Annotated in this window: 26 protein-coding genes and 1 other annotated feature; of the genes, 4 read left to right on the forward strand and 22 right to left on the reverse strand. The window is 42.0% G+C overall.

The genetic code is table 11. The features are described 5' to 3' along the window. Positions 1-22 precede the first annotated feature (22 nt). The 14 genes from greA to LCD32_RS11825 all read right to left on the reverse strand — a co-directional run bounded on the left by greA (position 23) and on the right by LCD32_RS11825 (position 14,398). Positions 23-496 (reverse strand): transcription elongation factor GreA, encoded by a 474-nt coding sequence (gene greA, locus LCD32_RS11760; protein WP_007501433.1) that lies wholly within the window; start codon positions 494-496, stop codon positions 23-25. A 647-nt stretch (positions 497-1,143) separates the two neighbouring features. After that, a complete protein-coding gene (gene udk, locus LCD32_RS11765) occupies positions 1,144-1,776 on the reverse strand; it encodes a uridine kinase (RefSeq protein WP_007501435.1) in 633 nt (210 codons plus the stop codon). A gap of 7 nt (positions 1,777-1,783) precedes the next feature. After that, positions 1,784-3,052 (reverse strand): peptidase U32 family protein, encoded by a 1,269-nt coding sequence (locus tag LCD32_RS11770; RefSeq protein ID WP_017358097.1) that lies wholly within the window; start codon positions 3,050-3,052, stop codon positions 1,784-1,786. A 20-nt stretch (positions 3,053-3,072) separates the two neighbouring features. Continuing rightward, positions 3,073-4,002: a peptidase U32 family protein gene (locus LCD32_RS11775; RefSeq protein ID WP_008342670.1), complete on the reverse strand. Its 930-nt coding sequence runs from the start codon at positions 4,000-4,002 to the stop codon at positions 3,073-3,075. Further along, positions 3,999-4,664 carry an O-methyltransferase gene (locus LCD32_RS11780; RefSeq protein ID WP_008342672.1) on the reverse strand — a complete coding sequence of 222 codons (666 nt, stop codon included), beginning with the start codon at positions 4,662-4,664 and terminating at the stop codon, positions 3,999-4,001. Before LCD32_RS11780 ends, LCD32_RS11775 begins: the two co-directional genes overlap by 4 nt. 212 nt (positions 4,665-4,876) lie before the next feature. Next, positions 4,877-5,959, reverse strand: coding sequence for an endolytic transglycosylase MltG (gene mltG / locus LCD32_RS11785; RefSeq protein ID WP_035701691.1), 1,083 nt, complete (start codon positions 5,957-5,959; stop codon positions 4,877-4,879). 73 nt (positions 5,960-6,032) lie between these two features. Then, the gene (locus LCD32_RS11790) at positions 6,033-7,121 is read right to left on the reverse strand and encodes an acetyl-CoA C-acyltransferase (RefSeq protein ID WP_060781643.1); all 1,089 of its coding nucleotides are present in this window, start codon (positions 7,119-7,121) and stop codon (positions 6,033-6,035) included. Between the two features lie 2 nt (positions 7,122-7,123). Then, on the reverse strand, positions 7,124-8,566 hold the full coding sequence (locus LCD32_RS11795; protein ID WP_060781644.1) for an acyl-CoA synthetase: 1,443 nt from the start codon (positions 8,564-8,566) through the stop codon (positions 7,124-7,126). Beyond that, the gene (locus LCD32_RS11800; RefSeq protein ID WP_007501449.1) at positions 8,566-9,132 is read right to left on the reverse strand and encodes a biotin transporter BioY; all 567 of its coding nucleotides are present in this window, start codon (positions 9,130-9,132) and stop codon (positions 8,566-8,568) included. Before LCD32_RS11800 ends, LCD32_RS11795 begins: the two co-directional genes overlap by 1 nt. A 156-nt stretch (positions 9,133-9,288) precedes the next feature. Next, positions 9,289-9,573: a DUF1292 domain-containing protein gene (locus LCD32_RS11805; protein WP_017358102.1), complete on the reverse strand. Its 285-nt coding sequence runs from the start codon at positions 9,571-9,573 to the stop codon at positions 9,289-9,291. A gap of 15 nt (positions 9,574-9,588) precedes the next feature. Then, positions 9,589-10,005 (reverse strand): Holliday junction resolvase RuvX, encoded by a 417-nt coding sequence (gene ruvX, locus LCD32_RS11810; RefSeq protein ID WP_003216519.1) that lies wholly within the window; start codon positions 10,003-10,005, stop codon positions 9,589-9,591. A gap of 3 nt (positions 10,006-10,008) precedes the next feature. Continuing rightward, the gene (locus LCD32_RS11815; protein ID WP_024718370.1) at positions 10,009-10,275 is read right to left on the reverse strand and encodes an IreB family regulatory phosphoprotein; all 267 of its coding nucleotides are present in this window, start codon (positions 10,273-10,275) and stop codon (positions 10,009-10,011) included. An 89-nt stretch (positions 10,276-10,364) separates the two neighbouring features. After that, the gene (alaS, locus tag LCD32_RS11820) at positions 10,365-13,001 is read right to left on the reverse strand and encodes an alanine--tRNA ligase (protein ID WP_052320974.1); all 2,637 of its coding nucleotides are present in this window, start codon (positions 12,999-13,001) and stop codon (positions 10,365-10,367) included. Between the two features lie 78 nt (positions 13,002-13,079). Next, positions 13,080-13,290: a binding site (T-box leader), on the reverse strand. Between the two features lie 43 nt (positions 13,291-13,333). Continuing rightward, on the reverse strand, positions 13,334-14,398 hold the full coding sequence (locus tag LCD32_RS11825; RefSeq protein WP_017358104.1) for an AI-2E family transporter: 1,065 nt from the start codon (positions 14,396-14,398) through the stop codon (positions 13,334-13,336). Between the two features lie 224 nt (positions 14,399-14,622). On the opposite strand from LCD32_RS11825, the gene LCD32_RS11830 reads away from it, so the two are divergent. The 4 genes from LCD32_RS11830 to LCD32_RS11845 all read left to right on the forward strand — a co-directional run bounded on the left by LCD32_RS11830 (position 14,623) and on the right by LCD32_RS11845 (position 17,575). Then, positions 14,623-15,351 carry an amino acid ABC transporter ATP-binding protein gene (locus LCD32_RS11830; RefSeq protein ID WP_007501456.1) on the forward strand — a complete coding sequence of 243 codons (729 nt, stop codon included), beginning with the start codon at positions 14,623-14,625 and terminating at the stop codon, positions 15,349-15,351. A 14-nt stretch (positions 15,352-15,365) separates the two neighbouring features. Continuing rightward, a complete protein-coding gene (locus LCD32_RS11835) occupies positions 15,366-16,175 on the forward strand; it encodes a transporter substrate-binding domain-containing protein (protein ID WP_008342689.1) in 810 nt (269 codons plus the stop codon). 80 nt (positions 16,176-16,255) lie between these two features. Then, positions 16,256-16,909 (forward strand): amino acid ABC transporter permease, encoded by a 654-nt coding sequence (locus LCD32_RS11840; protein WP_008342691.1) that lies wholly within the window; start codon positions 16,256-16,258, stop codon positions 16,907-16,909. 15 nt (positions 16,910-16,924) lie between these two features. Continuing rightward, positions 16,925-17,575 carry an amino acid ABC transporter permease gene (locus tag LCD32_RS11845; RefSeq protein WP_008342693.1) on the forward strand — a complete coding sequence of 217 codons (651 nt, stop codon included), beginning with the start codon at positions 16,925-16,927 and terminating at the stop codon, positions 17,573-17,575. 38 nt (positions 17,576-17,613) lie between these two features. Here the strand turns inward: LCD32_RS11845 and LCD32_RS11850 are convergent, their stop codons facing one another. From LCD32_RS11850 to cymR, 8 genes are all read right to left on the reverse strand, one after another. Next, entirely contained in the window at positions 17,614-17,745 is a 132-nt protein-coding gene (locus LCD32_RS11850; RefSeq protein ID WP_008342695.1) for a YrzQ family protein, read from the reverse strand. 20 nt (positions 17,746-17,765) lie between these two features. Beyond that, positions 17,766-17,957 (reverse strand): hypothetical protein, encoded by a 192-nt coding sequence (locus LCD32_RS11855; RefSeq protein WP_003216308.1) that lies wholly within the window; start codon positions 17,955-17,957, stop codon positions 17,766-17,768. Positions 17,958-17,970: 13 nt separating this feature from the next. Beyond that, complete coding sequence (locus LCD32_RS11860; protein ID WP_008342703.1) at positions 17,971-18,429, reverse strand: PRC-barrel domain-containing protein; 459 nt, start codon at positions 18,427-18,429, stop codon at positions 17,971-17,973. Between the two features lie 285 nt (positions 18,430-18,714). Further along, positions 18,715-21,099, reverse strand: a complete 2,385-nt coding sequence (locus tag LCD32_RS11865; RefSeq protein ID WP_073413632.1) for an ATP-dependent RecD-like DNA helicase — start codon at positions 21,097-21,099, stop codon at positions 18,715-18,717. A gap of 19 nt (positions 21,100-21,118) precedes the next feature. Then, complete coding sequence (locus LCD32_RS11870) at positions 21,119-21,772, reverse strand: tetratricopeptide repeat protein (protein ID WP_058214178.1); 654 nt, start codon at positions 21,770-21,772, stop codon at positions 21,119-21,121. Positions 21,773-21,833: 61 nt separating this feature from the next. Further along, a complete protein-coding gene (mnmA, locus tag LCD32_RS11875; protein WP_008342709.1) occupies positions 21,834-22,952 on the reverse strand; it encodes a tRNA 2-thiouridine(34) synthase MnmA in 1,119 nt (372 codons plus the stop codon). A gap of 94 nt (positions 22,953-23,046) precedes the next feature. Then, entirely contained in the window at positions 23,047-24,189 is a 1,143-nt protein-coding gene (locus LCD32_RS11880; RefSeq protein ID WP_017367703.1) for a cysteine desulfurase family protein, read from the reverse strand. Positions 24,190-24,207: 18 nt separating this feature from the next. Then, a complete protein-coding gene (gene cymR / locus LCD32_RS11885) occupies positions 24,208-24,627 on the reverse strand; it encodes a cysteine metabolism transcriptional regulator CymR (RefSeq protein ID WP_008342713.1) in 420 nt (139 codons plus the stop codon). Positions 24,628-24,759 lie beyond the last annotated feature (132 nt).

Here is a 24,759-nt window from a genome sequence, read left to right on the forward strand (position 1 = left end):
GGTGTTTATCGTATAAACGTAATTATGAAATTTTTACAATTTGGACGAACATTTCTCCGCCAGGTGTTTGAACCGTGACTTTGTCGTCTACTTGTTTGCCTAAAAGGCTTTTTGCAATTGGTGAATCGTTTGAAATTTTGCCTTCAAACGGATCAGCTTCTGCACTTCCTACAATCGTATAAGACTCTTCTTCACCGTCTGGTAATTCAACGAATGTCACCGTTTTACCGAGTGAAACAATATTTGAGTTACCTTCATCTTCAATAATTTTGGCATTACGAATCATATTATCAAGCGTTGTAATACGACCTTCTACAAACGCTTGCTCTTCTTTAGCAGAATCATATTCCGAGTTTTCAGAGAGGTCTCCAAAACTTCTAGCGATTTTAATACGCTCTACAACCTCTTTACGTTTAACCGTTTTCAAATATTCAAGCTCTTCTTCTAATTTGCGCTTTCCTTCTTCTGTCATTGGAAATACTTTCTCTTGTGCCATGAATCATTCACTCCTTCTATTAATCCTCATCATACAAGCTTTCTGCATGTGAGTGACGACTGAAATATACAAGAATGAGGACATATTCCGGCCCTCATTCCTTCTGTCCCATATTCGTAAAAGTCCATCTTACATGGCGTCCCTTTTAGATGCAACTATTATGCCTTTTTATTAGGCAGGAACAGCAGCGGTCTCATGATGATGTATTATCTTCATCGCACAAACTGTGGAAAGGCACAGGAATCTCCTGTACCTCGTTCGGCCATTTCGATCATATGTAGAAGAATAGCTTATCCATTCTCCATCTTCCAATACATAATATGGTCAGTGTACGATATGTCTATGCTATATTATTACAAAATTGCATTTTGATCAAGAATTGTTTGAAAATTTGTGATGATTTGTTTGTCATTTTTTTAATATACTTTTACAAAGCAGGAATAACTGAAACTTTCAGCATCCCATCGTGATTTTCCTGTCTCCATTTCGCAGCATTGTTTTCCTATCATATCAAATCTTTTATTCAGGGGGCTGCTTCTTACAATGCTCATCGATGATTTCAGACTAGCCATTACTAAAGTATTGACTACAAGAGCATGATGTTGAAAAGACCTTTACAACGTAAAGGTCTTTTTCTTCTCCACCATTTACTCTCCGCGATTTTGAAGAATCGTTTGAATTTTTGTCACCATGAGGTCAATGGCCACATGATTTTGACCGCCTTCTGGGATGATGATATCGGCGTATCGTTTTGACGGTTCGATGAATTGATTGTGCATCGGTCTGACGACAGATACATATTGTTCAATCACGGAATCAATCGATCTGCCTCTTTCTTTCGTATCACGTAAAATACGGCGAATGATCCGAAGATCTGCATCTGTATCCACATACAGTTTAATATCCATTAAGTTTCTTAGACGTTCATTTTCAAGGGCAAAGATTCCTTCAACGATGATGACATCCTTTGGTTCAACATGTACCGTCTCTTCTGAACGTGTGTTTAGTTTAAAATCATAAATTGGTTTTTCAATGGACTCGTACTTTAGCAGCGCTTCTACATGCTCAATCATCAGGTCATTGTCAAATGCAAGCGGATGATCATAATTGGTCAGCAGGCGCTCTTCAAATGGCATATGACTTTGATTTTTATAATATAAATCTTGCTGAAGCATGAGGATTGAATGTCCTTTAAATTTTTCGTAAATGGAATTGGTGACGCTCGTTTTACCTGAACCCGAGCCGCCAGCGATTCCAATCACCACTGGTTTTTTCCCCATGTGCCGGTTATTTCCCCTTTCTCATCATGTTGCTAGGGTATACTTTTTGATCAAGCTTAAATTTCACAATTTGCAGTGGATGACGAGCGGCATCGAGTTCGTTCCCTTTTTCGTCCCAAATCGTCTCAATCTTGCATGTGAAATTTTCGATTTCTGGACCGAAAAATTCAACTTCGTCGCCAGCTTTAAAGAAATTACGCTGCTGTAATGTGACAATTTGTTCTTGTTCATCATAATGAAGCACAAGTCCGACGAAATCAAAGGTCGTTTTCTTTCCGTGAATGCCAAACATTTGTTCATCCGTTCCTGGTACACCTTCAAAAAAGGCAGGAGCCGTGTCACGGTTGGCACATTTGTCTAATTCATCGAGCCATTCTTGTTGAATGACGAAATTGTCTGGATCCGCACAGTAAGCATCAATGACTTTACGATAGACACTGACAACTGTTGCTACATAATGAATGGACTTCATTCGTCCTTCAATCTTTAAGCTGTCAATTCCCATTTCGATCATTTGCGGTATGGATTCGATGAGTTTTAAATCTTTTGGACTCATCGCAAATGGTGCATCTTCTTCACCGAATAAAGGCGCTTCCTCAGAGCCTTCTAGTTTATAAAGGTCATAATCCCAGCGGCAAGATTGGCAGCAGCCTCCGCGGTTTGAATCTCTCGCTGTCATATGGTTACTGAGCACGCAGCGGCCAGAATAAGCAATACACATCGCCCCGTGAATGAACGTTTCGATTTCAATATCCACTTTTTCTTTCATTTCTTTAATCTCTAGAGCGCTTGTTTCACGTGCAAGGACCACACGCTCAAGCCCCTCTTCCTTCCAAAACTGCACCGCTTTCCAATTTGAAAGAGACTGCTGTGTGCTTAAGTGAACTTCAAGCTTTGGAGCTACTCGTTTGCATGTTTCGATGATGAGTGGATCAGCGACAATAATTCCCGCTACACCCGCTCCTTCAATCCCTTGAAGATATTCTTCCAGCCCGTCCATGTTTTCGTTGTGGGCGAAAATATTCGTTGTCACATAAATGCGAGCACCGTATTTGTTCGCAAATGCGACACCTTCTGCCATTTCTTCAATTGAAAAGTTATCTGCATTTGAACGAAGTCCAAATTCTTTCCCACCAATAAAAACAGCGTCTGCTCCATAATGCACAGCAATTTTTAGTTTTTCTAAGTTTCCTGCTGGCGCAAGCAGTTCTGGTTTTTTTGTAATGACACGTTTTCCATCGATCACTTCAGAAATTCCATCTTTTAAAAGTGCCATTTCCTCTGCCTCCTTTTATCTTAATAAACCGTTTCTTTAAAGAAAAATCCTGTATCGATTGAGCGGTTGACAGGCTGGATCTCTTCAATACGCTCCACCCATTCATCTTTCTGATCTTCATAGGCTTCCTTATCAGTCACTAGTAAATCAATGGCTTTTCGATAGAGGGATGTCACCTCTGTCATATAAGAAAGTGACTTTAAAATTCCGTCAATTTTAAATGAGTCAATGCCTGCGTCGACAAATTCTTCTAATTCATCAATCATACATACATCATTTGGACTCATAATGTGTGTGCCATTTTCATCCTCAAAAATAGGATATTTGTTTTGACGTTCCTGGTCGTGAAGGAATAGACCTTCTTCCATATTTCTTCCTTCCACGTCCATTTGTTTGCCTTGATATTCAAAATAGTTGCCAACAAGTGTCCGTTTCGATTGAAACATACAGGTCATGCCGTGGACTTGAATTTCAATCTCCACTTCAGCGTTTTCTTTGATATCAATCACGCTATCCATATTGAGTTCTTTGGCAAGAACAGCACGTGTTGCGCCTTTTCTGCCCCAGTAGTTACAAGTGTAATAGTTTGTCCCAGTTGTTTCTGTACTCCAGTGCAGATTCAAGTTGACACCTGTTTCTTTTGCGGCCATGATCACTGCCGGATCTCCAAAAACGACACCATCCACGTTTAACCCATCGAGAAAGGTTAAATAATCTCCAAGCAGTGCCACACGGTCATTATGAAAAATCGCATTCATGGCGACATATACTTTTTTGTGATGTGCATGTGCGAGTTGAACCGTTTGTTTCACATCTTCTCTTGAAAACTCACCTGCAAGACGGATTCCATATGTTTGTTCACCTATTAAAAATGCGTCAGCACCCGCTTCAATGAGCGGCAGTACATCCGACACCTTGCTTGGCGTCACAAGCAATTCTGGTTTTTTCATGATTGGTCACCTCTTTTTGTACTAATGGCGATCCCATCTCCAACTGGAATGATACACGTTTGGTAGTCAGGATTTGACATCAGCCATTGATTGTATCGATCAATTTTGCCTATTAATTGTTTTTTTCGTTTATCTTCAATTTCTTCTTCATAATTTGTCGCAACTAAGCCTTTAAATAATACGTTGTCTGTAATAATCATTCCGTCATCGGACAGCATCGGTTCAAACAGCTCAAAAAAGCGTTGATACTGACCTTTTGCCGCATCAATGAAGATCACATCATAGGGCGCCATCGTCTGAACCGTTTTAGCTGATTCGATCGCATCGCCAAAAAACACGTGAATTCTATCTTTGAAATGTAATTCTTCAATATTCCGTGTCGCTTCCTCATAACGTTTTGCATTTCGCTCAATCGTATAGATTTCAGCATCTGGCAGAGCTTCTGCCATTCGAATCGCTGAATAGCCAATCGCTGTCCCAACCTCAAGAATCTTCTTCGGTTTTTTCAAAGAAAGCAGCTGCAATAACAGTTCAATGCTCACCTTTTCCATGATTGGCACATGATGCTCTTTCGCATACTCCTCTAATTGAGCGATGGCATCAGGACTCGGCTCAATTAAATCTTCAATATAATCATTTATTTGATCATCTTCGATTGTCATTATATGTCTAGCTCCTTCATGACCTGAAAAAGAAGAGTCCTGCCTATTGCAGCTCTCTTTCTCGTCAATCTTTCGTTCATCTAAGTAAAAACAACCCGATATATTTTACCACAAAGATGTGGTAATTGCGAACCTATAAAATGGATATAACAACGAAAAAAACTGCAGGCAATTTCACCATTGTCTACAGTCTTTTTCCTTTCACATGAGCGCTAGTTGCTGCCTGTGATGTATTTCGCTTTCGCTTTGTTGTGCTCATTTAACGTTTTCGTAAAGACGACTTCGCCATTTTTCTTTGCTAGGAAGTAAACAAAATCTGTTTTCTCTGGATGGAGTGCTGCTTTCCAAGAAGATTCTCCAGCATTGGCAATAGGTCCAGGCGGCAGCCCTTTGTTTGTATACGTATTATATGGTGATTTCACTTTTAAATCTTTGTAATAAACACGGGACTTATGCTCGCCAAGCGCATAAAGAACGGTTGGATCTGTTTGAAGCGGCATGTCCTTTTTCAACCGGTTATAAAACACACTTGAGATTTTTGCCCGGTCTGTTTTTTCGGTTGCTTCCATTTCTATTAGGGATGCCATCGTTAGGACATCATGGATGGACATCTTTCTCTTTTTCATGTCCTTTTCATACGTTTTCACATATTGATCTGTTTGTTTAATCATCGTGTCAATGATGGTTTCAAGTGATTCATCCTCACGATAAAACGGATACGTCGCCGGGAATAAATATCCCTCTAACGGATGCTTGACTTGTTTCCCGTTCACTTGTGATGTCACCGTTTTCGGGTATTTTTTCATCAATTTTTTAATAAAGGCTGGATCATCCAGCTTCGCTTCAACTTCTTTCGCTGAAAAATTCGTCTGGTTTGCAATAATGGCTGCAATATCAGACAACTGTTTCCCTTCAGGTATCACAAGCTGAAATGCGTAGTCTGTCCCGCCAGATGTCAGCTTTTGAATCAGCTGATCCGCATCCATTGTTTGTTTGAGATGAAAATAGCCCGCTTTAAAGCCTGACGCTTTTTTGTACTTTGCATAGTAAGTGAAAATCGTGTCATTTGAAATCAGTTCATTTTCTTTTAAAATGCTCGCAATTCCACTGACAGATGTCCCATTTGGAATATGAATATTAATGGTTTGTTTGCTTTTTTGATCGACCGGCCCGAGTGCTGATTTTACATATAAAAAACCTGATAATGCTGCAATGATGATCACAGCAAGTACAGATAACAGGACGATCCCCATTTTTCGTTTAAAAAATGGTCGTTTCTTTTGTTCTGAAAACATGCATGGCCCTCCTCACATCTAGCTTTTATAGTACATGATTCGACGGAGTTCGGCAATTACTTGCTCATGCATGTCATGACAGAACTTGCCATAGTGTGGCTAAACCGACACCGCCTCCACTGCCAATTGCAGCCATGACATAGCTTCCATTCGGTAAGGCGCGGGCTTCGTAAAACAGTCTCACCATCATAGCAGCTCCCGAGGCGCTATATGGATGCCCAAGACAAAGCGCACCGCCTCTTTTATTGATACGGTCATAAGGAATACCTAGTGTCCGGGCAATGAGCACTACTTTGAGCGCAAACGCTTCATTGATTTCAAAAAGTGCAACATCTTCTATCTTCACTTGTTCTTTATGTAAAAGTTTCTTGATTGCATCAATGGGTGAAGCAGCAGGATAATGCGGGTCCATAGCGGTCACGGCACTCCCGATATACCGCAACATAGGGCTGAAGCCTTTTGCCTCCGCTTCCGCTCTTTCCATCACAACGACGGCAGCTGCACCATCTGCTTCTTTACAGCTATTGGTCACAGTCACAGTACCTTTGCCTGGTAAAAAGACAGGTTTTGCCCGCTTTATCAAGCTTGCAATCGGTCTTATTTTAGCTGCCGCTTCATCTGTGCTCATCCCGCTAATCGGAACAATTTCTTCTGAATACGTTCCTTGCTTGAATGCGGTTATACTTCGTTCCCAGCTTAAAAGTGCATAGTCATCTTGCTCTTGTCTCGCAACTGAAAATCTCGACGCCGTCAGCTCTGCCGCTTCCCCCATATGAGGGTCCCCTATCCACTCTGGAGAAAAGCGGGCCCTTTCTTTCATTGGTGACCGAGAAATGCTTTCCGTTCCACCAGCGATATACATTGATCCCTCCCCCGACTGAATCATGATGCACGCCGTTCTAATGGCTTCAAGACCGGAAGCACACTGCCTATCAATGGTCATACCCGGAATATGTAATGAAAGCCCTGCTTCTAACGAAGACAGACGGGCAATGTTGCCACCACCCCCGACGACATTGCCTAAAATGATGTCATCTGGCTTGGTCACTTTTGAAAAATGCTGGATCAAGGGCGCAGCTAGATGCTCTGGCCGGTAATCCTTCAACATTCCATTTTTCTCACCGAAGGGCGTCCGCTTCGCTTGTACGATCACGGCTTGCATGATCATTGTTCCTCCGCCCACTTTTTCATACTGGCACGAGCGATTTTCCCTCCTGATGTTTCGATCATTTTGTCCGTGACGAGCCATTTTTTTGGTACTTTGTATGCCGCTAATGTTTCTTTTACAGCTTGCCGAATGGTTTTTGTTTGCTGTACATTCTCAATAATGGCAACAGGGATTTCGCCCCAATATGGATCAGGAAGTCCAATCACGATTGACCGATTCACCTCTGGCTGTTCATTCAGCACACGCTCAATTTCCTCTGGAAAAATATTCAGTCCCCCATAGACAATCATGCCATTCTCGCGGCCGCTCATATACAAGTAACCATCTTCGTCAAGCCACCCCATATCATAAACGGTCAACCACTCTGCGGGCGGCTTTTTATCTTGTAAATAGCCTGAAAAAGACATTGGGCTTTTCACATAAATTCTCCCTATTTCATTTGGCTTGCAAACGGTTTGATCTGCCCTCCTGACTTCAACCTGAATAGAAGGAAAAGGCTTTCCGACAGAAGTAGGCTTTTGCAAAAAATCATCTGAAGATAAATAGGAGACAAAACTCAATTCTGATGTTCCATAAAAATCAAAAAATGTGATGTGAGGATAGCGGTTGACGAGCTGTTTTTTTGAAGAGTTTCCCCAATCTGCACCAGAAGACAGGACAAGAAGCGAATTTTTTCCGAAAGCATCCATTTGCAGTAACGCTTCTGTCATGGTCGGAACCGTATAAATAGCCGTGATGTCTCCTCCTTCTAAGATGTTCTTTGCTTTATCTGGCACAAATTTTTCTAACAATGTCACGGTGCCCCCGAAATAAAGTGTGCTGATCGCACCGTATAAAAAATGAGAAGATAAAAGTGTGCCCAAAATCAGTACATGATCTTTATGTGTGATCCCAAAGATGGAAGCTGTCATGCGAAAGCTCTCAATCCATGACTGCTGGCGTCTTATAAAGGCTTTGGGCGATCCCGTTGATCCTGAAGTAAATCCCATATAAAAAGCAGGATCTTCCTCCGTATTACTTTTGTTTGATTGAACGTTTATGCTGAGACTGATTCTTTCTTTCCATTCAGATAAAGAGAACACTGGCATGTCCAGCTTGTACTTTTCAATCCTTTTGATAAATCGATCTTCCACAATGACAAAGTCCGCGTCGCTTAATAAGAGCCTTTCCGCGTATTCCTTGTCACTCCACCGTGGATCAAGAGGCACCGCTGTCCACCCTGCAGAAGCTGCGCCAGCAAACAGTTGGAGAAACGGAACACCATTTGATAATAAAAAAGCGACTCTTTTTTGCTGATGAGGCGTTTCTTTTAACCATTGTGCAGATGACTGCACACGCTCATGCCATTCTTCATAAGTGATCTTCTCTTTTTCATCTATAATCGCCATCTGATCTGGCTTCACTTTTGCATGAGCCGCATAGCTTTCCGTTATTCTCATCAAACTGCTCGCCTCCCTCTATGTAAGTCCCTTTTTCGATAAGACATCGCTTGAATGATTTTCACCGTGAAGACAGCACATATCCCTGCTTTGATCAGATCACCCGGTAAATAAATGACGCTGAACAGAGCTGCTTGCGTGATCTTTATATGCATCATCATGGCTTGAAAGGGAATTCCGCCTATATATAATATCCCGATACTGCATACCGCATAGATCAAAAATAGTCGTAAGGCCGTCACTTTCTTCAGCCGGTTCAGCCACAGGCTGATCATAAAGGCAGCCACTGGATAAGCAAGTAAAAAACCACCGCTTGGCCCAAAAAAGACCCCTATTCCGCCTCTCCCTCCAGATAAAAGAGGTGCGCCTGCTGCCACTATTAGAAGAAACAGAAGTAAACTAATCAGCGCTTGCTTTGGTTTTAACAGCCCTCCAGCAAGCAAAAGACCTGCGGTTTGTAAGGTGATTGGTACAGGTGTAAACGCAAGAAAAATAGGCGGAATCAATCCTAACATCCCAATAACTGCTGTCATTAATGCCATTTGCATCATATCGTGAATTTTCAATTTTCATACCCCTCACTCGATGTTTTTGATAAAAATAGCGTAAAAGGTCGAGTGATATATGTCAACTAAATTTAAATAATAGTTTACATATAGAATGTAAAAAAAGACCTGTGAAGAAAGATCACAGAGATCATGTTCACAGGCCTTTTATTCGTTCTATTCTTCTTCGTCTTCTTGATCTAAGAACGTATTTAACGTTTCTTCAATCATGTCCCACTCTTCATCCGTTTCAATTGGCTCTAATTCGCCATCTTCACCGTCTTCGTTTGGTGTGAAGCTTGATGCATGAATTTCAATTTCTTCGTTATCTTGTTCAGAAATTGGGTAGTAAAGAACATATGATTTGTTAAAATGGTCGCTTTCAAAAGTAAATAGTACTTCGCAAAGCTGCTCATTTCCATTATCATCAACGATTGTAATTTGCTTTTCTCCGTGTTCCATTTGATTCACCTCATTTTAATTTAAGCTGTCTAAGTACCCTTGAAGGATCATAACAGCCGCCATTTTATCAATGACTTTTTTACGCTTTTGTCTGCTCACATCTGCAGAGATGAGCATTTTTTCTGCTGCCATCGTTGACAGACGCTCGTCCCAAAGCACAACAGGAACATTGTACGTGTTTTCTAACACTTTCGCAAATGATTGGCTGGCCTCGCCTCTTGGACCGACCGTACCGTTCATATTTTTTGGAAAACCAAGTACAATTTTATCCGTTCCATATTGCGAGACGATCTCAGACAGGCGGCTGAGACCAAAGTCTCCGCCTGCTTCATCAATTTTAATGGTTTCAATCCCTTGAGCTGTCCATCCCATTTCATCACTGATTGCCACACCAAGGGTTTTCGTGCCTAAATCTAAGCCTAAAATTCTCATGTTTTACGCCTCTTTATGTGTCTCTAAGTACGATTTAACCAATTCCTCAATTAATTCGTCTCGTTCTAGTTTACGAATTAGGTTGCGTGCATCCTGATGTCTTGGAATATAAGCAGGGTCGCCTGACAGCAAGTATCCGACAATTTGATTGATCGGGTTGTATCCTTTTTCTTGGAGTGCGTCATAAACTGTTATGAGCACTTCATTCACATTGGTTTCAGCTGAATCATCAGAGAAGTTAAACTTCATTGTCTTATCAAATGAACTCACTGCTTCTTGCACCTCTCTTCCAACATTCTACTAGCAAGCTTTTTTCTAACCGCTCATCTAATACCATTATTCTACACTACATTGACTGATTATAAAACGGATTTGACAGATTCTTCGACAGTTGCCAGTGCTTCTTCAAGCTTTTCTGGCTGTTTCCCGCCTGCTTGTGCCATATCTGGGCGTCCGCCTCCGCCTCCGCCGCAAATTTCAGCTGCCTGCTTCACAAGTTTTCCTGCATGAAGACCTTTTTCAATGACGTCTTTCGTCACACCGGCTGAAATGTTGACTTTTCCATTTTGAACGGCACCAAGTACGATGACAGCTGAACCTAATTTCGCTTTTAAGTCATCAACCATCGTTCTTAAATGGTTCATGTCTTTGGCGTTTACTTTTTCAGTTAACACGTTCACTCCGCCAACTTCGATGACTTTTTCTAAAATAGAGCCAGCTTCTGCTTGACTTAATTTCGCAAGAAGTGATTCGTTTTCTCTTTGAACTTCTTTTAAATCAGCCTGCAAGGAAGCGATGCGTTTTGGTACATCTTTTGTATTTGATTTCAGTTCATTAGCTGCCTTTTCTAAAATCGCAAGCTGATCATTTAATTCTTCATAAGCACCTTTACCTGTTACAGCCTCAATACGGCGTGTTCCAGCACCAATACCCGATTCAGATGCAATTTTAAACAATCCGATCTCCGCAGTGTTTTGAACGTGACAGCCTCCGCATAACTCGATGCTGTAATCACCCACTTGCACCACACGGACAATATCGCCATACTTCTCGCCAAACAGCGCCATTGCGCCCATTTCTTTTGCTTCAGCAATTGGTTTCAGGTCAATGGCAACCGAAATGCCTTCCCAAATCTTTTCGTTGACGATTTTTTCAATTTGTGACAATTCTTCTTTTGTTACTTGTCCAAAGTGAGAAAAGTCAAAGCGAAGTCTGTTTTCATTCACAAGTGAACCCGCTTGGTTAACGTGGCTACCCAATACATCTTTTAGCGCTTGGTGCAAAAGATGTGTCGCTGTGTGATTTTTCACAATGCCTTTTCGAAGCGCTGATTCGACTTCTGCAGTGACTTCAATGCCTTTTTGAACCGTACCACTTACGACGACTCCTTCGTGGACATGCTGGCCGTTTGGCGCCTTTTTCACATCTTTGATATCAATGATCGCTTCGGCACTTTTTAACGTTCCTTTATCCGCCACTTGTCCGCCGCTTTCCGCATAGAAAGGTGTTTCATCTAATAAAATTTGCACCGTTTCCCCTTCGTGAACTTCTGTGACAATTTCACCGTTTTGAAGCAATTCGATAATACGAGCATCTGCAGTTAAATTTTCGTAGCCAACAAACGTACTTTCTGCTTTTATATCGCCTAAAGCCCCGCCTTGAACCTGCATACTGCCCACATCTTGTCTGGCATTTCTTGCACGTTCACGCTGCTTCTCCATTTCTAGCTGGAAGCCTTCACGATCGACTGTCATGTTCTCATCTTCAGCATATTCTTCTGTGAGTTCGACCGGGAATCCATATGTGTCATAAAGCTTAAACACATCTTTACCGGAAATTTGTGAGCTGCCATTGTCTCGTTCTTTTTTGATCACTTCTGATAAAATGGCTAACCCTTCATTCAGTGTCTCATGGAAACGCTCTTCTTCATTTTTGATCACTTTTGCAATAAATTCTTCTTTTGCTTGAACATCTGGATAGAAATCCTTCATGATCTCCGCAACAACTGGAACTAGGTCATACATAAATGGACGGTGGATATGGATCGTTTTTGCATAACGCACAGCACGGCGCAGCAAACGTCTTAACACATAACCTCGGCCTTCATTAGAAGGAAGTGCTCCGTCACTGACGGCAAAGGCAACAGTACGAATATGGTCAGCAATGACTTTAAATGCTGTGTCTTTTTCTTTTGACTCCCCATAGCTTTCTCCAGAAATCGTTTCTACTGCACGAATAATCGGCATGAACAGGTCTGTATCAAAGTTCGTCGGTACGTTTTGAATAACAGAGACCATACGCTCAAGACCCATTCCTGTATCAATGTTTTTCTTCGGAAGCGGTGTGTATGTACCATCTGGATTATGGTTAAATTCAGAAAAAACAAGATTCCATACTTCTAGATAACGTTCATTTTCTCCGCCTGGATATAATTCAGGGTCGTTCATGTCGTTGCCATATGCTTCGCCGCGATCATAGAAAATTTCTGTATTCGGACCACTTGGCCCCTCGCCAATATCCCAGAAGTTGCCCTCAAGACGAATAATTCGTTCCTCAGGGACACCCATTTTATCTCTCCAAAGAACATACGCTTCTTCATCCTCTGGATGTACCGTGACAGATAACAGATTCGGATCAAAGCCAATCCACTCGTCACTTGTGAGGAATTCCCAAGCCCATTCGATTGCCTCTTCTTTGAAATAGTCTCCAATAGAGAAGTTGCCCAGCATTTCAAAAAACGTATGATGGCGTGCTGTTTTCCCTACATTTTCAATGTCATTTGTACGAATTGATTTTTGTGCGTTGCAAATACGTGGATTCTCAGGCACGACGCGGCCATCGAAGTATTTCTTTAATGTTGCCACCCCGCTGTTAATCCATAAAAGTGTTGGATCGTCATGCGGTACGAGGGACGCACTCGGTTCGACAGCATGTCCTTTTTCTTTAAAAAAATCTAAAAACATTTGACGTACTTGAGCTGAAGTTAAAGTTTTCATCATAAATCCTCCCTTTTTATTCTCAATCTTCACACAAACGAAAAAACATCCCGCCCTATGCAAGCAAAAAACTACTTACACAGGGACGAGATGCTCTCGCGGTACCACCCTGATTATAGACGACATATGCGTCTATCACCTTCACATCCGATAACGCCGGAAGAGAGCGGCAGTGTTTATCTGCACTCGGGACTAGCTTCCGTTAAAGGTCTGATAAGGCTTTTCTCAGCAAACAAAGCCTCTCTCTGCAACAGCTTTTTAACGTACTCGGGTCCGTCATTGAATTCAATATGTATGAATCGAAATTATTATAGACAACTCGGCTCGTCTTGTCAATGAACGCTTCGTCTCATGTGAATATATTGCACAATAATGACCCTCATAATGGCTGCGGACGGTACGGCTAAAATCATTCCAATCAAGCCAAACAGCTCACCTCCAGCGAGTAACACCAGCATGATCACGACAGGATGCATATGCAGGCTTCTCCCGACAATGATCGGACTCAGTACATTGCTTTCTAAAAATTGAAGCACGGCTACTGTAATTAGCACAATGATCACTGACTTCACTGAGATGGTAAAAGCGATAAAGACAGCTGGGATCGCTCCAATAATCGGGCCAAAATACGGAATGACATTCGTTGCGCCGATTAACATACCTAGTACAAGCGGATATGGAATATGAAACAGCCAAAGAACAATGGCAGCAGCTCCCCCAATTAAAGAACAGACAAGCAATTGCCCTCTAATATAATCCCCAAGTGAGTCATCCACTGCTTTCACAAAGGCATGTCCCCTTTTTCGAAAGCTTGGCGGGGTTAAATACCATGCTGCCCGCTTCATCGTGTTCATATCTTTCACCATATAAAAGACAAGAAAAGGAATAAGTGCAGCAACTAAGGCGTAATCAAGCAATACTTTACAGCTTAGAATCATCCGCTCTGCCCCATTTGCGGCATACGTCTCAGATTGGACAATAAAACGATCCAGCCGTTCATGCAGTCCATCAGGCCAGTGGCTTGTATGACGATGAACATGTGATAAAGCACCATTATACGTTTCGGCAAGCATGGGAATTTGCTCCGACAATTCATTTAACTGAGCGATTAAAACCGGTGCCCCTTTATACACAGCCAAACCAATGCCGCCAAAAAACAGCACATAAATCAATAAGAGACTGACCGTCCTTGGCAAACCTCGCTTATGTAGTCTTTCAACAATGGGATAAAGAAGATAAGAAATAAAAATAGCGATAAGAAGCGGGATCAAAACCGCTTTGAGCAATAAAAAAATAGGCATCCATAACTCGTCGAGCTGAACCAAAATGAGTAAAGACGCAAGGACAAGCAGTACACCTGCAGCATATATTAGAAACTCGATCGGACGTTTCTTCACCTTTTTCACCTCTCTTCTTATTGTTTAACCAACTTCTGCAATTATCCATGTAAATAAAATTTGTCCTAACTTTGTTAAAAATGAATACACATGAAACATACAGCTCCATCCAAAGTCACTGTTTGCTGTAAAATCCCGTCAGAAAATATTCTAATATTTACTTCTTTTTAAACCATTTATGCTAGAATCCGCTTTAGTTCAATGATGACAAGAGGAGGTTCTTCATGATCACATTCGAAGAAGTCAACAAGCATTACGGCCAGTTCCATGTACTTAAGGACATTAACCTACATATTCAAAAAGGTGAGGTTGTTGTGATCATCGGTCCTTCAGGATCTGGAAAAAGCACGATGCTCAGGTGTATCAATCGTCTTGAAAGCATTGATGAAGGAAAAGTCCTTGTCAATCAAGTGTCTGTTCAGCATCCGAAAACCAACATCAATCTCATCAGGCAAAATATCGGGATGGTGTTTCAGCACTTTCATCTTTATCCGCATAAGACGGTGCTTGAAAACATTATGCTTGCGCCTATGAAGGTTAAAAAAGTGAGCAAAGAAGAAGCAAAGGAAACAGCTGAATTTTATTTAAATAAAGTTGGCATTCCTGAAAAAGCAGACACCTACCCTTCTAGACTCTCAGGAGGACAGCAGCAGCGTGTGGCAATCGCAAGGGGACTTGCAATGAAACCTGAGGTCATGCTTTTCGATGAACCAACATCAGCTCTTGATCCAGAGATGATCGGTGAAGTGCTAGATGTGATGAAACAGCTGGCTAGGGAAGGGATGACAATGGTCGTTGTCACGCACGAGATGGGATTTGCCCGTGAAGTCGCAGACCGCATTGTGTTTATTGATGAAGGAAGAATCCTTGAAGAATCAACACCAGCTGCCTTTTATGAAAAACCGCGCGAGAAACGCGCTCAGCTCTTTTTAAGCCGTATTTTAAATCACTAGGAGGTATAAATTTGATGAAAAAAATGAAACGCTTTGGCCTATTACTGTTGATGACTTGCTGTATGATCGCTCTCGCTGCCTGCGGCTCTGCCGAGAAAGGCTCAACCGATGCAAAACAAGGTAGCTCATTAGAAGCCATTAAGAAAGACAAAAAAATCGTTTTCGGTGTGAAAAACGATACTCGTTTATTTGGTCTAAAAAATCCTAGTAGCGGGGATATTGAAGGGTTTGATATTGATATCGCAAAAGCGATCACTAAAGAAATGCTCGGTGATGAAGGAAAAGCAGAATTCAAAGAAGTGACATCTAAAACAAGGATTCCTTTACTGCAAAAAGGAGATATTCATGCCATTGTTGCCACAATGACGATCACAGAAGAGCGTAAAAAAGAGGTCAATTTCTCAGACGTATACTTTGAAGCAGGACAATCACTGCTTGTGAAAAAAGGCAGCGACATTCAATCGATTGATGATCTTAAAAAAGGTACGAAGGTGCTTGCAGTGAAAGGGTCCACTTCTTCTCAAAACATTCGCGAAAAGGCACCAGAAGCATCCGTTTTAGAATTTGAAAATTACCAAGAAGCCTTTACAGCCTTAAAATCAAATCAAGGGCAAGTTCTGACAACTGATAATGCAATTTTATTTGGCATGGCAGACGAAGATTCAAATTATGAAGTCGTTGGCGGAACATTTACCGATGAGCCTTATGGTATCGCTGTGAAAAAAGGCGATGAAGAATTGACAGAAGCCATTAATAAAGCGTTAAAGGCATTAAAAGACAATGGAGAGTATGACAAGATTCATAAAAAATGGATCAAAGAATAATCAATTGACTCGATCAATCTCAACACCCTCAGGAGAGCCGCTTGCCGGCTCCTCTGTTGATTAGGAAGGAAGTGAACTGATTGCTGCGGTTTTCCATTTTAACTGAGAACTTCCATCTTTATTTAGAAGGGTTTAAATATACGATTGGTGCAAGTGTCATTGCGTTGATTGGAAGCTTTTTCATCGGTACACTCATTGCCATTATGAGAATTGCGCCACTAAGGCCGCTCAACTGGTTAGGGACGGCTTACGTGGAATTTATTCGGAATATTCCGTTATTATTGATCACCTTTGTGTTCTTTTTTGGTTTACCGGTACTTGGCATTGTGGCAGATGGCTTTACAGCAGGAACCATTGCCCTCTCCATTTATACGTCTGCTTTTATCGCTGAAGCCATTCGTGCAGGTATACAAGCTGTACCGCTTGGACAAATGGAAGCAGCTAGAGCTTCTGGTCTGACATATGGCGGAACGATGCGATATATTATTCTGCCGCAGGCAATCAAAATTGTCATTCCACCACTTGGAAATCAATTTATCAACCTTGTGAAAAACTCGTCTATTTTAGGTGTCATTGCAGGGTTTGATCTGATGTACCAAGGAGACCTTATCGCTTCGAGAACGTTTGTGACATTTGATGTATACATTTTTGTTGCTATGTTCTATCTTCTATTGACCATTCCGCTTAGTCTAGGCGTTGGTTATTTAGAAAAAAGATTAGCCCGAAGCCACTAGAAAGGAGGAAACACAATGGATTTTATAGGTGCCTACCAGCCCGATCATCTCGCCTTTTTACTTGAAGGATTTGCTGTCACCTTAAAAGTGGCTTTTATCTCCATCATTTTAAGCTTTATCATCGGATTAGTCGTTGGCACATTGAGGTTCGCACAAATCCCTATTTTATCAAAGGTGCTTGCGGTCATTGTTGAAACCGTTCGGAACCTACCGCTTTTGCTGATCATCTTTTTTACGTATTTCGCCCTGCCTGAAATTGGCATTAAGCTGAGCATCACCGCCTCTGCCATTGCGGCTTTAACCGTGTTTGAATCCGCCATGCTGTCAGAAATCATTCGCAGCGGATTAAAATCAATTGATAAAGGACAAATCGAGGCGGCCAGATCCTCTGGTTTAACCTATATTCAAACATTAAAAATGATTATCATGCCACAGGCGTTACGCCGAATGGTACCGCCGATTGTCAGTCAATTTATTTCTCTTTTAAAAGATACATCGCTCGCCGTTGTAATTGCCCTTCCAGAACTATTGCATCACGCGCAGATTTTAAATGGTCAAAGCCAATCTTATTTACTTCCTATTTTCCTCTTGGCGGCCATGATGTACTTTGTTGTCAACTTCAGCTTGTCTATACTTGCACGGAGATTAGAGTACAGGCAGGCATAAAAAAAGGACATCCGCTCATGGTGGATGTCCCTTTTTGTTTAAAGCATTCGCATAACTCGTTTTCTCATCTTTTTCATATCCCGCTTAGATGGCATATCATATCGACTTGCAAAGTGATATGCGAGTGCACCTGCACCAAGCGTTAATAGTGAAGAAGTCATTTTGCCCATTCGAAATTCCCCCTTAACACTTATAGTTGAATTGAACGTTCATCGTCACTAAACAGGTCGTCTAAACTGCTTAGTGTACCGTCTTCCTCCACTTGGTGAGTAGATATTTTGCCTTTTGACAGTGTCAATTCAATAAAACAGCCCCAGCAATAATATTGATTGACCCCAATTTTTCCGATGTCTTTACATTTGCAATTTGGGCAAATGAGCATATTCAGCACCTCTTTACGTTCGGTTTAGAACAAGTGCTTCCTTTTGAACATCCATCAAGGTTCCGGCAGCATGCAGCTGCTTTCGAATCCCTGATAGCTCTGTAAAGAAGCCGTCCGAGAGTTCATATGCTACGATTGTGCCCGAATTCATGCAAAAGTATACATCTTCCAAAACACCTAATGTTTCACCATCTGGCGTACGGATCATTTTCTTTTTTAATTTCGAAAAGAAAAAGGATGGGGCGGTGGTATCTATCTCGATGCCCTTCTGGCAGCTCACATATAGACCTTTGTCTGTCAGTTTGTCGCCAGCTGAGAATGGAATGAAAGCACAGTCTTTCTTTTTCCCATCTAAAACATATCCCCCGCAGCTGCCGCCGGCTAAAAAGCAAATATCTTTGATCGCCCCAAGTGAATAAGACAGCTCGTCTGTATAGATCGTCAGTCCTTCAAGCTCTCGACATGTTCTCAAAATGTGATCAACCACCTTTTCGGAACAGTCTTATCGTGTGCGTTTCCTCTATGACTCATACGAAGAAATGGCTTCCATGAAGGAAGCCATCAGCGTGTAGACAAACCCTCGCATTCTTTGTCAGTCCTGCGTGCTGGTGCTCACGAATGTCAAATTCGCTCCGCGCCAGTACTCGTCCTTCCTAGACTGCAAAGGTTTTCTTTCACGCTGAAAAAAAACAAAGGGCTAAAATCAAGTTCATTTTAGCCCTTTGTTTAACAATATGATGGCTTCCATGGAAGCCATTTACTCTTGCATAAAATCAAACGGGGTGATTCCCTCCATACCAATATTGGCATCGTGTACGCTGAAAGGAAGTTCTTTTTGGAGGGCTGCTAGCTCAGCGTCCATGATTTCTTCCGTTTCAGTAAGACGCATGGTTAAAGACGTTTGTCTGAGGGAGTCTTCATTATTTTTTACGCCCCACTCTAATGCTGATTCCTCACCGCACAAAATTAAAAACTTTTTACTTCGTGTAATGGCCGTGTAAAGCAAATTTCTTCGAAGCATTCGATAATAACTTCTCACGACTGGCAGCACCACGATTGGGAATTCACTGCCCTGGGATTTATGAATCGAGCAACAATAAGCGTGTGTAAATTGATGAAAATCTTTTTTCGTAAACGTGATTTCATTTCCATCAAAGGAGATGACCGCCATATCTTCTTTTTCTGTGTTTTCTTTCGCATAAAAGATCGAGACAATTTCGCCAATATCTCCATTAAAAATGTTATTCTCGGGCTGATTGACAAGCTGAAGTACCTTATCACCTGTCCGGTAGACGACATCACCAAAAGGAATTTCTCTTCCTTTTGGCTTTTTAGGATTCAAAATTTGCTGAAGCATTTTATTCAGTTCATTAATGCCTGCTTTTCCTTTATACATCGGGGCGAGCACTTGAATGTCCTTTGCTGAATACCCCTTTTGAGCAGCATTGCTGACCACTTTCTCGATGACTTCTTTCATTTGGTCACTAGAGCATTGAATAAAGGATCGATCCTTCGAGCGTGCAGTAATATCCTTTGGCAAAACACCATTTTTCATATCATGCGCAAGCTCAACAATTGTTGAACCGTCTGCCTGCCGGTAAATATCAGTTAATGTAACTGCCGGTATAGCTTGTGACGCAAGCAGGTCTCTTAACACTTGACCAGGCCCGACAGATGGAAGTTGATGTTCGTCTCCAACCATAATGACTTGAATATGATCTGGGATCGCCTTAAACAAATGGTTCGCCAGCCAAATATCCAGCATACTCGATTCATCAATGATAACAAGCTTTCCTTCAATCGGCTGGTCTTCATCATGTGAGAAGCCTTCTGATCCATTCCAGCCTAGCAACCGGTGAATGGTCACAGCAGGAAGTCCAGTGGATTCTGTCATTCGTTTCGCAGCACGTCCAGTTGGTGCGGCAAGCACGAACGGAAATGCTTCATCTTTTTTATAATCACCCGGGTCAAGAGATACGCCGTGAAGATCGCTGTAAAGCTCGACAATCCCTTTAATGACCGTCGTTTTCCCTGTACCCGGTCCGCCTGTTAAAAGCAGCATTGGAGACATGAGTGCCTTTTGAATGGCTTCTTTTTGGGTTGGTGCATACTGGACACCAAGCCGTTCCTCCAGTTCACCGAGTGCAAGCAGAAATTCTGATTCAGGAAATTGATCTGCATATTCCGTTTGAGCGACAATTTTTTGAATGCGTTTTGCCACACTTTGCTCCGCATAAAAGAGCGACGGATGATAACAGCGCTCATCTTCAATGATCATGTCTTTCCCTTCACCAAGTGCAATAATCTGATTGGCAACGTCCATTTCAGTCACTTTGTAGTCATTGCCGGTTTGATTCAGTAGTTTACGGGTTTCGACGATCAGATCTTTCGTTTGTATGTACGTATGACCGTCTTGCAGGCTTGCTGTCTCAACAGTATACAAAAGGGCTGCACGAATGCGTTCTGGATCATTTCCAGATATCCCTGTTCTAGCGCCGAGTTCATCTGCTTTAATAAATCCAATCCCCTCGACGTCTTTGACGAGCTGATAAGGGTTTTCTTCAATTTTCTGCAACGTTTCACTCTCGTACGCTTGGTAAATCTTCATACTAAGCTGAGGACCAAAGCCATATTGATTCAGGCTGATCATGATTTGCTCAAGCCCTTGATGCTCTTGAAGTGCGGCAGCCAGCTTATCAGCCTTCTTTTTTGACAGGCGAGGGACGTCATACAACACAGACGGATCACGCATAATTTGATGAAGCGTCTGATTGCCAAGCTTGCCGACGATTTCTTCCGCCGTCTTTTTCCCAATCCCTTCAAACAAGTCACTAGAGAGATAATGAATGATGCCTTGCTTTGTTGTAGGGACTTCCTTTTGAAAATGAGTGGCTTGAAACTGCTCGCCAAACTTTGGATGACTTGTGACCTTGCCATAGAAGGTGTAGGTTTCCTCCTCATGAAGCGCTGGGAAGTAGCCTGTGACAGATGCTGTTTTTTCCTCTAAATTCTCTGATGTTTCAATGACTTTTACTTTTAACACCGAGTATAAATTACTTTCGTTATGGAAAATAACGGCTTGAACCGTCCCTTTTAAAAACGGTTCGTCTTCAAGCTTCATTTGATCTGGATGTTCCTGCACAGGTCTTCCCTCCTTCCGGTTATTCTGCCTCTTGAATCAGCTTTTGCGCATGCAATGCAAGCATATGATCAGGCTGCACGTCAATGGCTTTTCCTAGCATTTCAAGCGCTTCGTCCTTTTTCTCTAAATACGCATACGCAACGCCTGCATTATAAAAGGCGTCTGCATGCTGCGGATCTCGCGCAATCACTTCAGTAAAGACTGTGACCGCTTCCTCCAGCAGATGTTCATTCGCTAAGCACATGCCAAATTGAAATCTTGCTTCGTTATCTTCTTCGTTTAGCTCAACTGCACGCTGAAGATAAGGCATCGCAAGCTTCGGCTGCTCTAATTTCATCAGTGTCTGCCCTAACATATAAAACAAATCACTGTTTTCCATTCCAGCTTGTAGCGCTTGCTCAAAATAGTCTTTCGCTTTCATAAAGTCTTCTTTCATCGTGTAGACATTTCCTGCCCCGTAATAGGCTGCAGCTGCTGTATGATCAAGTTCAATGGCTTTTTGAAAGAAGTTCAAAGCACGTTCAAATTCATGAACGCTTGAAAGTAAATTCGCAAAGTTAATATATGGAACCGGGTCCTTTGGGCTTTCTTCAATGGCTTTCGTAAAAGCTTCAGCTGCCTGTTCGATGTTCCCTTGATTTAAAGCTTCAATACCGATTTCGTTATGATTCATTCGCTCTCTTCATCCTTTCATTAAAAAACCTCAACAGCGACGTTGAGGTTTTTAACACATGTTACACATACGACAGCTTTTGGCCATCTTTAAAGACATCGTCAATTGTCCCGCCGCCAAGACATTCTTCGCCATCATAAAAAACAACAGCTTGTCCTGGAGTGACAGCACGAACGGGTTCATCAAAGATCACCATTGCTTCCTGCTCACCTGTCATTTTGACTTTTACATGATGATCTTCTTGACGGTATCGGAATTTCGCTGTGCATGTGAGTTCACCGTTTTCGCCGACAATATGAGGACGAGTCCAGCTGATGTTAACAGCTGAAATACTTTCAGAGTATAAAAGCGGATTGTGGAAGCCTTGTTCAACAAATAAGATATTTTTCTCTAAGTCCTTCCCAACAACGAACCACGGATCACCGCTTCCGCCAATGCCAAGTCCTTGGCGTTGACCGATCGTGTAATACATGAGTCCATCATGTTCACCTTTTACTTCTCCGTCCATTGTCTGCATCACACCGGGCTGTGCAGGCAAATATTGGCTGAGGAATGTTTTAAAGTTTCTTTCCCCAATAAAGCAGATGCCCGTAGAATCTTTTTTCGTTGCTGTTGCGAGCTCTGCTTCTTTCGCTAATTCACGCACTCTTTTTTTCTCTAAATCGCCGATTGGGAACAACACTTTATCAAGCTGTTCTTGAGTCAGCTGATTCAAGAAATAAGTTTGGTCTTTGTTTGTATCAAGACCTCTTAGCATTTTCACTTCATCGCCGGTTCTGTCGACACGGGCATAGTGGCCTGTTGCCAAATAATCCGCTCCAAGCGACAATGCATGCTCAAGAAATGCTTTGAACTTAATTTCTTTGTTACACATGACATCTGGGTTCGGCGTTCTGCCTGCTTTATATTCATCAAGAAAATATTGAAACACTTTGTCCCAATACTGTTTCTCGAAATTCACTGCATAATATGGGATTCCAATCTGGTTACAAACACGAATGACATCCTCATAGTCCTCCGTTGCTGTACATACACCATTTTCATCTGTGTCATCCCAGTTTTTCATAAATATGCCGATTACATCATAGCCTTGCTCCTTTAACATGAGCGCAGCAACTGATGAATCGACGCCTCCGGACATACCGACCACAACTCTTGTGTCTTCAGGTCTTTTTGTCATCTTTATCAACTCCAATTTCAATGAAACAACGTGCGCGTTTCGTTCTTCAGGTGCCTAGCTGTTTCATTTTTCACACACGAACAAAAGGGAGCATTTATTTGGCTAGGCGTTTCACGACAGCCGCTATCTTACGCGCCGCCTGCTTCACATGTTCCTCTTCATTTCCAAGACCGAAGCTTATTCTGACTGAGGATGTCAGCTCTTTTGCTTCTTCACCATACATGGCGCTTAATACGTGCGAAGGAAGGACAGATCCAGCCGTACATGCTGACCCGCTTGAAACAGCAATCCCTTCCATATCTAAGTTCACAAGTAACGATTCAATGGAAACGCCCGGGAAGTGAACATTTAAAATGTGCGGCAATGTCTCTTTCGGATGTCCATTGATAGAGAAATTGAGTGATTCCTCTTCGAATACTTGCAACATCGCTTCTTTGAGCTTACCATAATGCACTGCTTTTTCTCTTCTATTTTGCTTTGTTAATTGAACTGCTTCTGCAAGTCCAATGATCCCCGCCACATTTTCAGTGCCAGCACGGCGTTTTCTTTCTTGTTCTCCTCCGAATAACTGCGGAGAGAGCTTCACACGTTCGTTGACGTATAAAAAGCCTGTTCCCATCGGACCATTTAGTTTATGGCCAGAAGCAGATAAGAGATCAATATGAAGATCTTGTACATCAATTGACACTGTTCCAAATGCCTGTACAGCGTCTGTATGAAAATGAGCAGCGTGATCATGCAAAAGTTGACCAATTTCTTTGATTGGCTGGATCACACCTGTTTCATTGTTGCCGTACATGATGGTCACCAGAATTGTATCGTCTCTTAATGCTTGTTTTAATTGGTCAAGATAAATCAATCCAGTGTGATCCACATCTAAATACGTCACATCAAAACCAAGCTTCTCTAAGCGTTCGCATGTATGCAGCACTGCATGATGCTCAGTTTTTGTTGTGATGATATGTTTTCCTTCATGCTGCCTTGCCATTGCCACACCTGTAATGGCCAAGTTGTCTGCCTCTGTTCCACCGCTTGTGAGGATGATCTCCTGCTGCTTACAGTGTAATTCTCCTGCAATGACTTCCCTTGCTTCATCGAGCCACTTTCTTGCCTCGCGCCCATATGAATGAATACTAGAGGGATTGCCAAATATCTCTGTAAAGTATGGCATCATCTTGTCCACAATTCGCTGATCCATCGGCGTTGTGGCTGCATGATCTAAATAGATACGTTCCATTTCCGGTACACCTCTGATCTAAATATAGAACATATACGCCTCTTGATCCTCGTCATCTTTATAACTTGCCAAGTCTTCAAGAGTTGTATTGTCTAGTACGTCTTTTACTGCATCACGAATACGAATCCAAAGTGCACGCTTTGCTGGCTCTTCGTTTTCGATCACTTCAACAGGACTAATAGGTCCTTCTAATACACGAATAATATCACCGGCTGTAATCTCGTTTGGCTCATGGGCAAGCACATAGCCGCCATACGCTCCTCGGATACTTTTCACAAGACGTGCATTGCGAAGTGGTGATACAAGCTGCTCTAAATAATGCTCAGACAAATCATTGTTTTGAGCGATTGATTTTAATGATGTAGGGCCTTCGCCATGTTTTTTGGCTAATTCGATCATGATCGTCAGACCATATCTGCCTTTAGTAGAAATTTTCAAGTTAAACACCTCTGCGTTTTCTATTTCTATGTCATCAATTATTTTTCTGATTTCATATACGCTTATATAGACCAAAAGCAATTATATCATACTTTTAGCCAACTTTCATTTGCGGGTTCTGAGCTCAAAACG

Source organism: Bacillus sp. RSS_NA_20, from assembly GCF_020165915.1.
Lineage (GTDB): Bacteria > Bacillota > Bacilli > Bacillales > Bacillaceae > Bacillus > Bacillus altitudinis.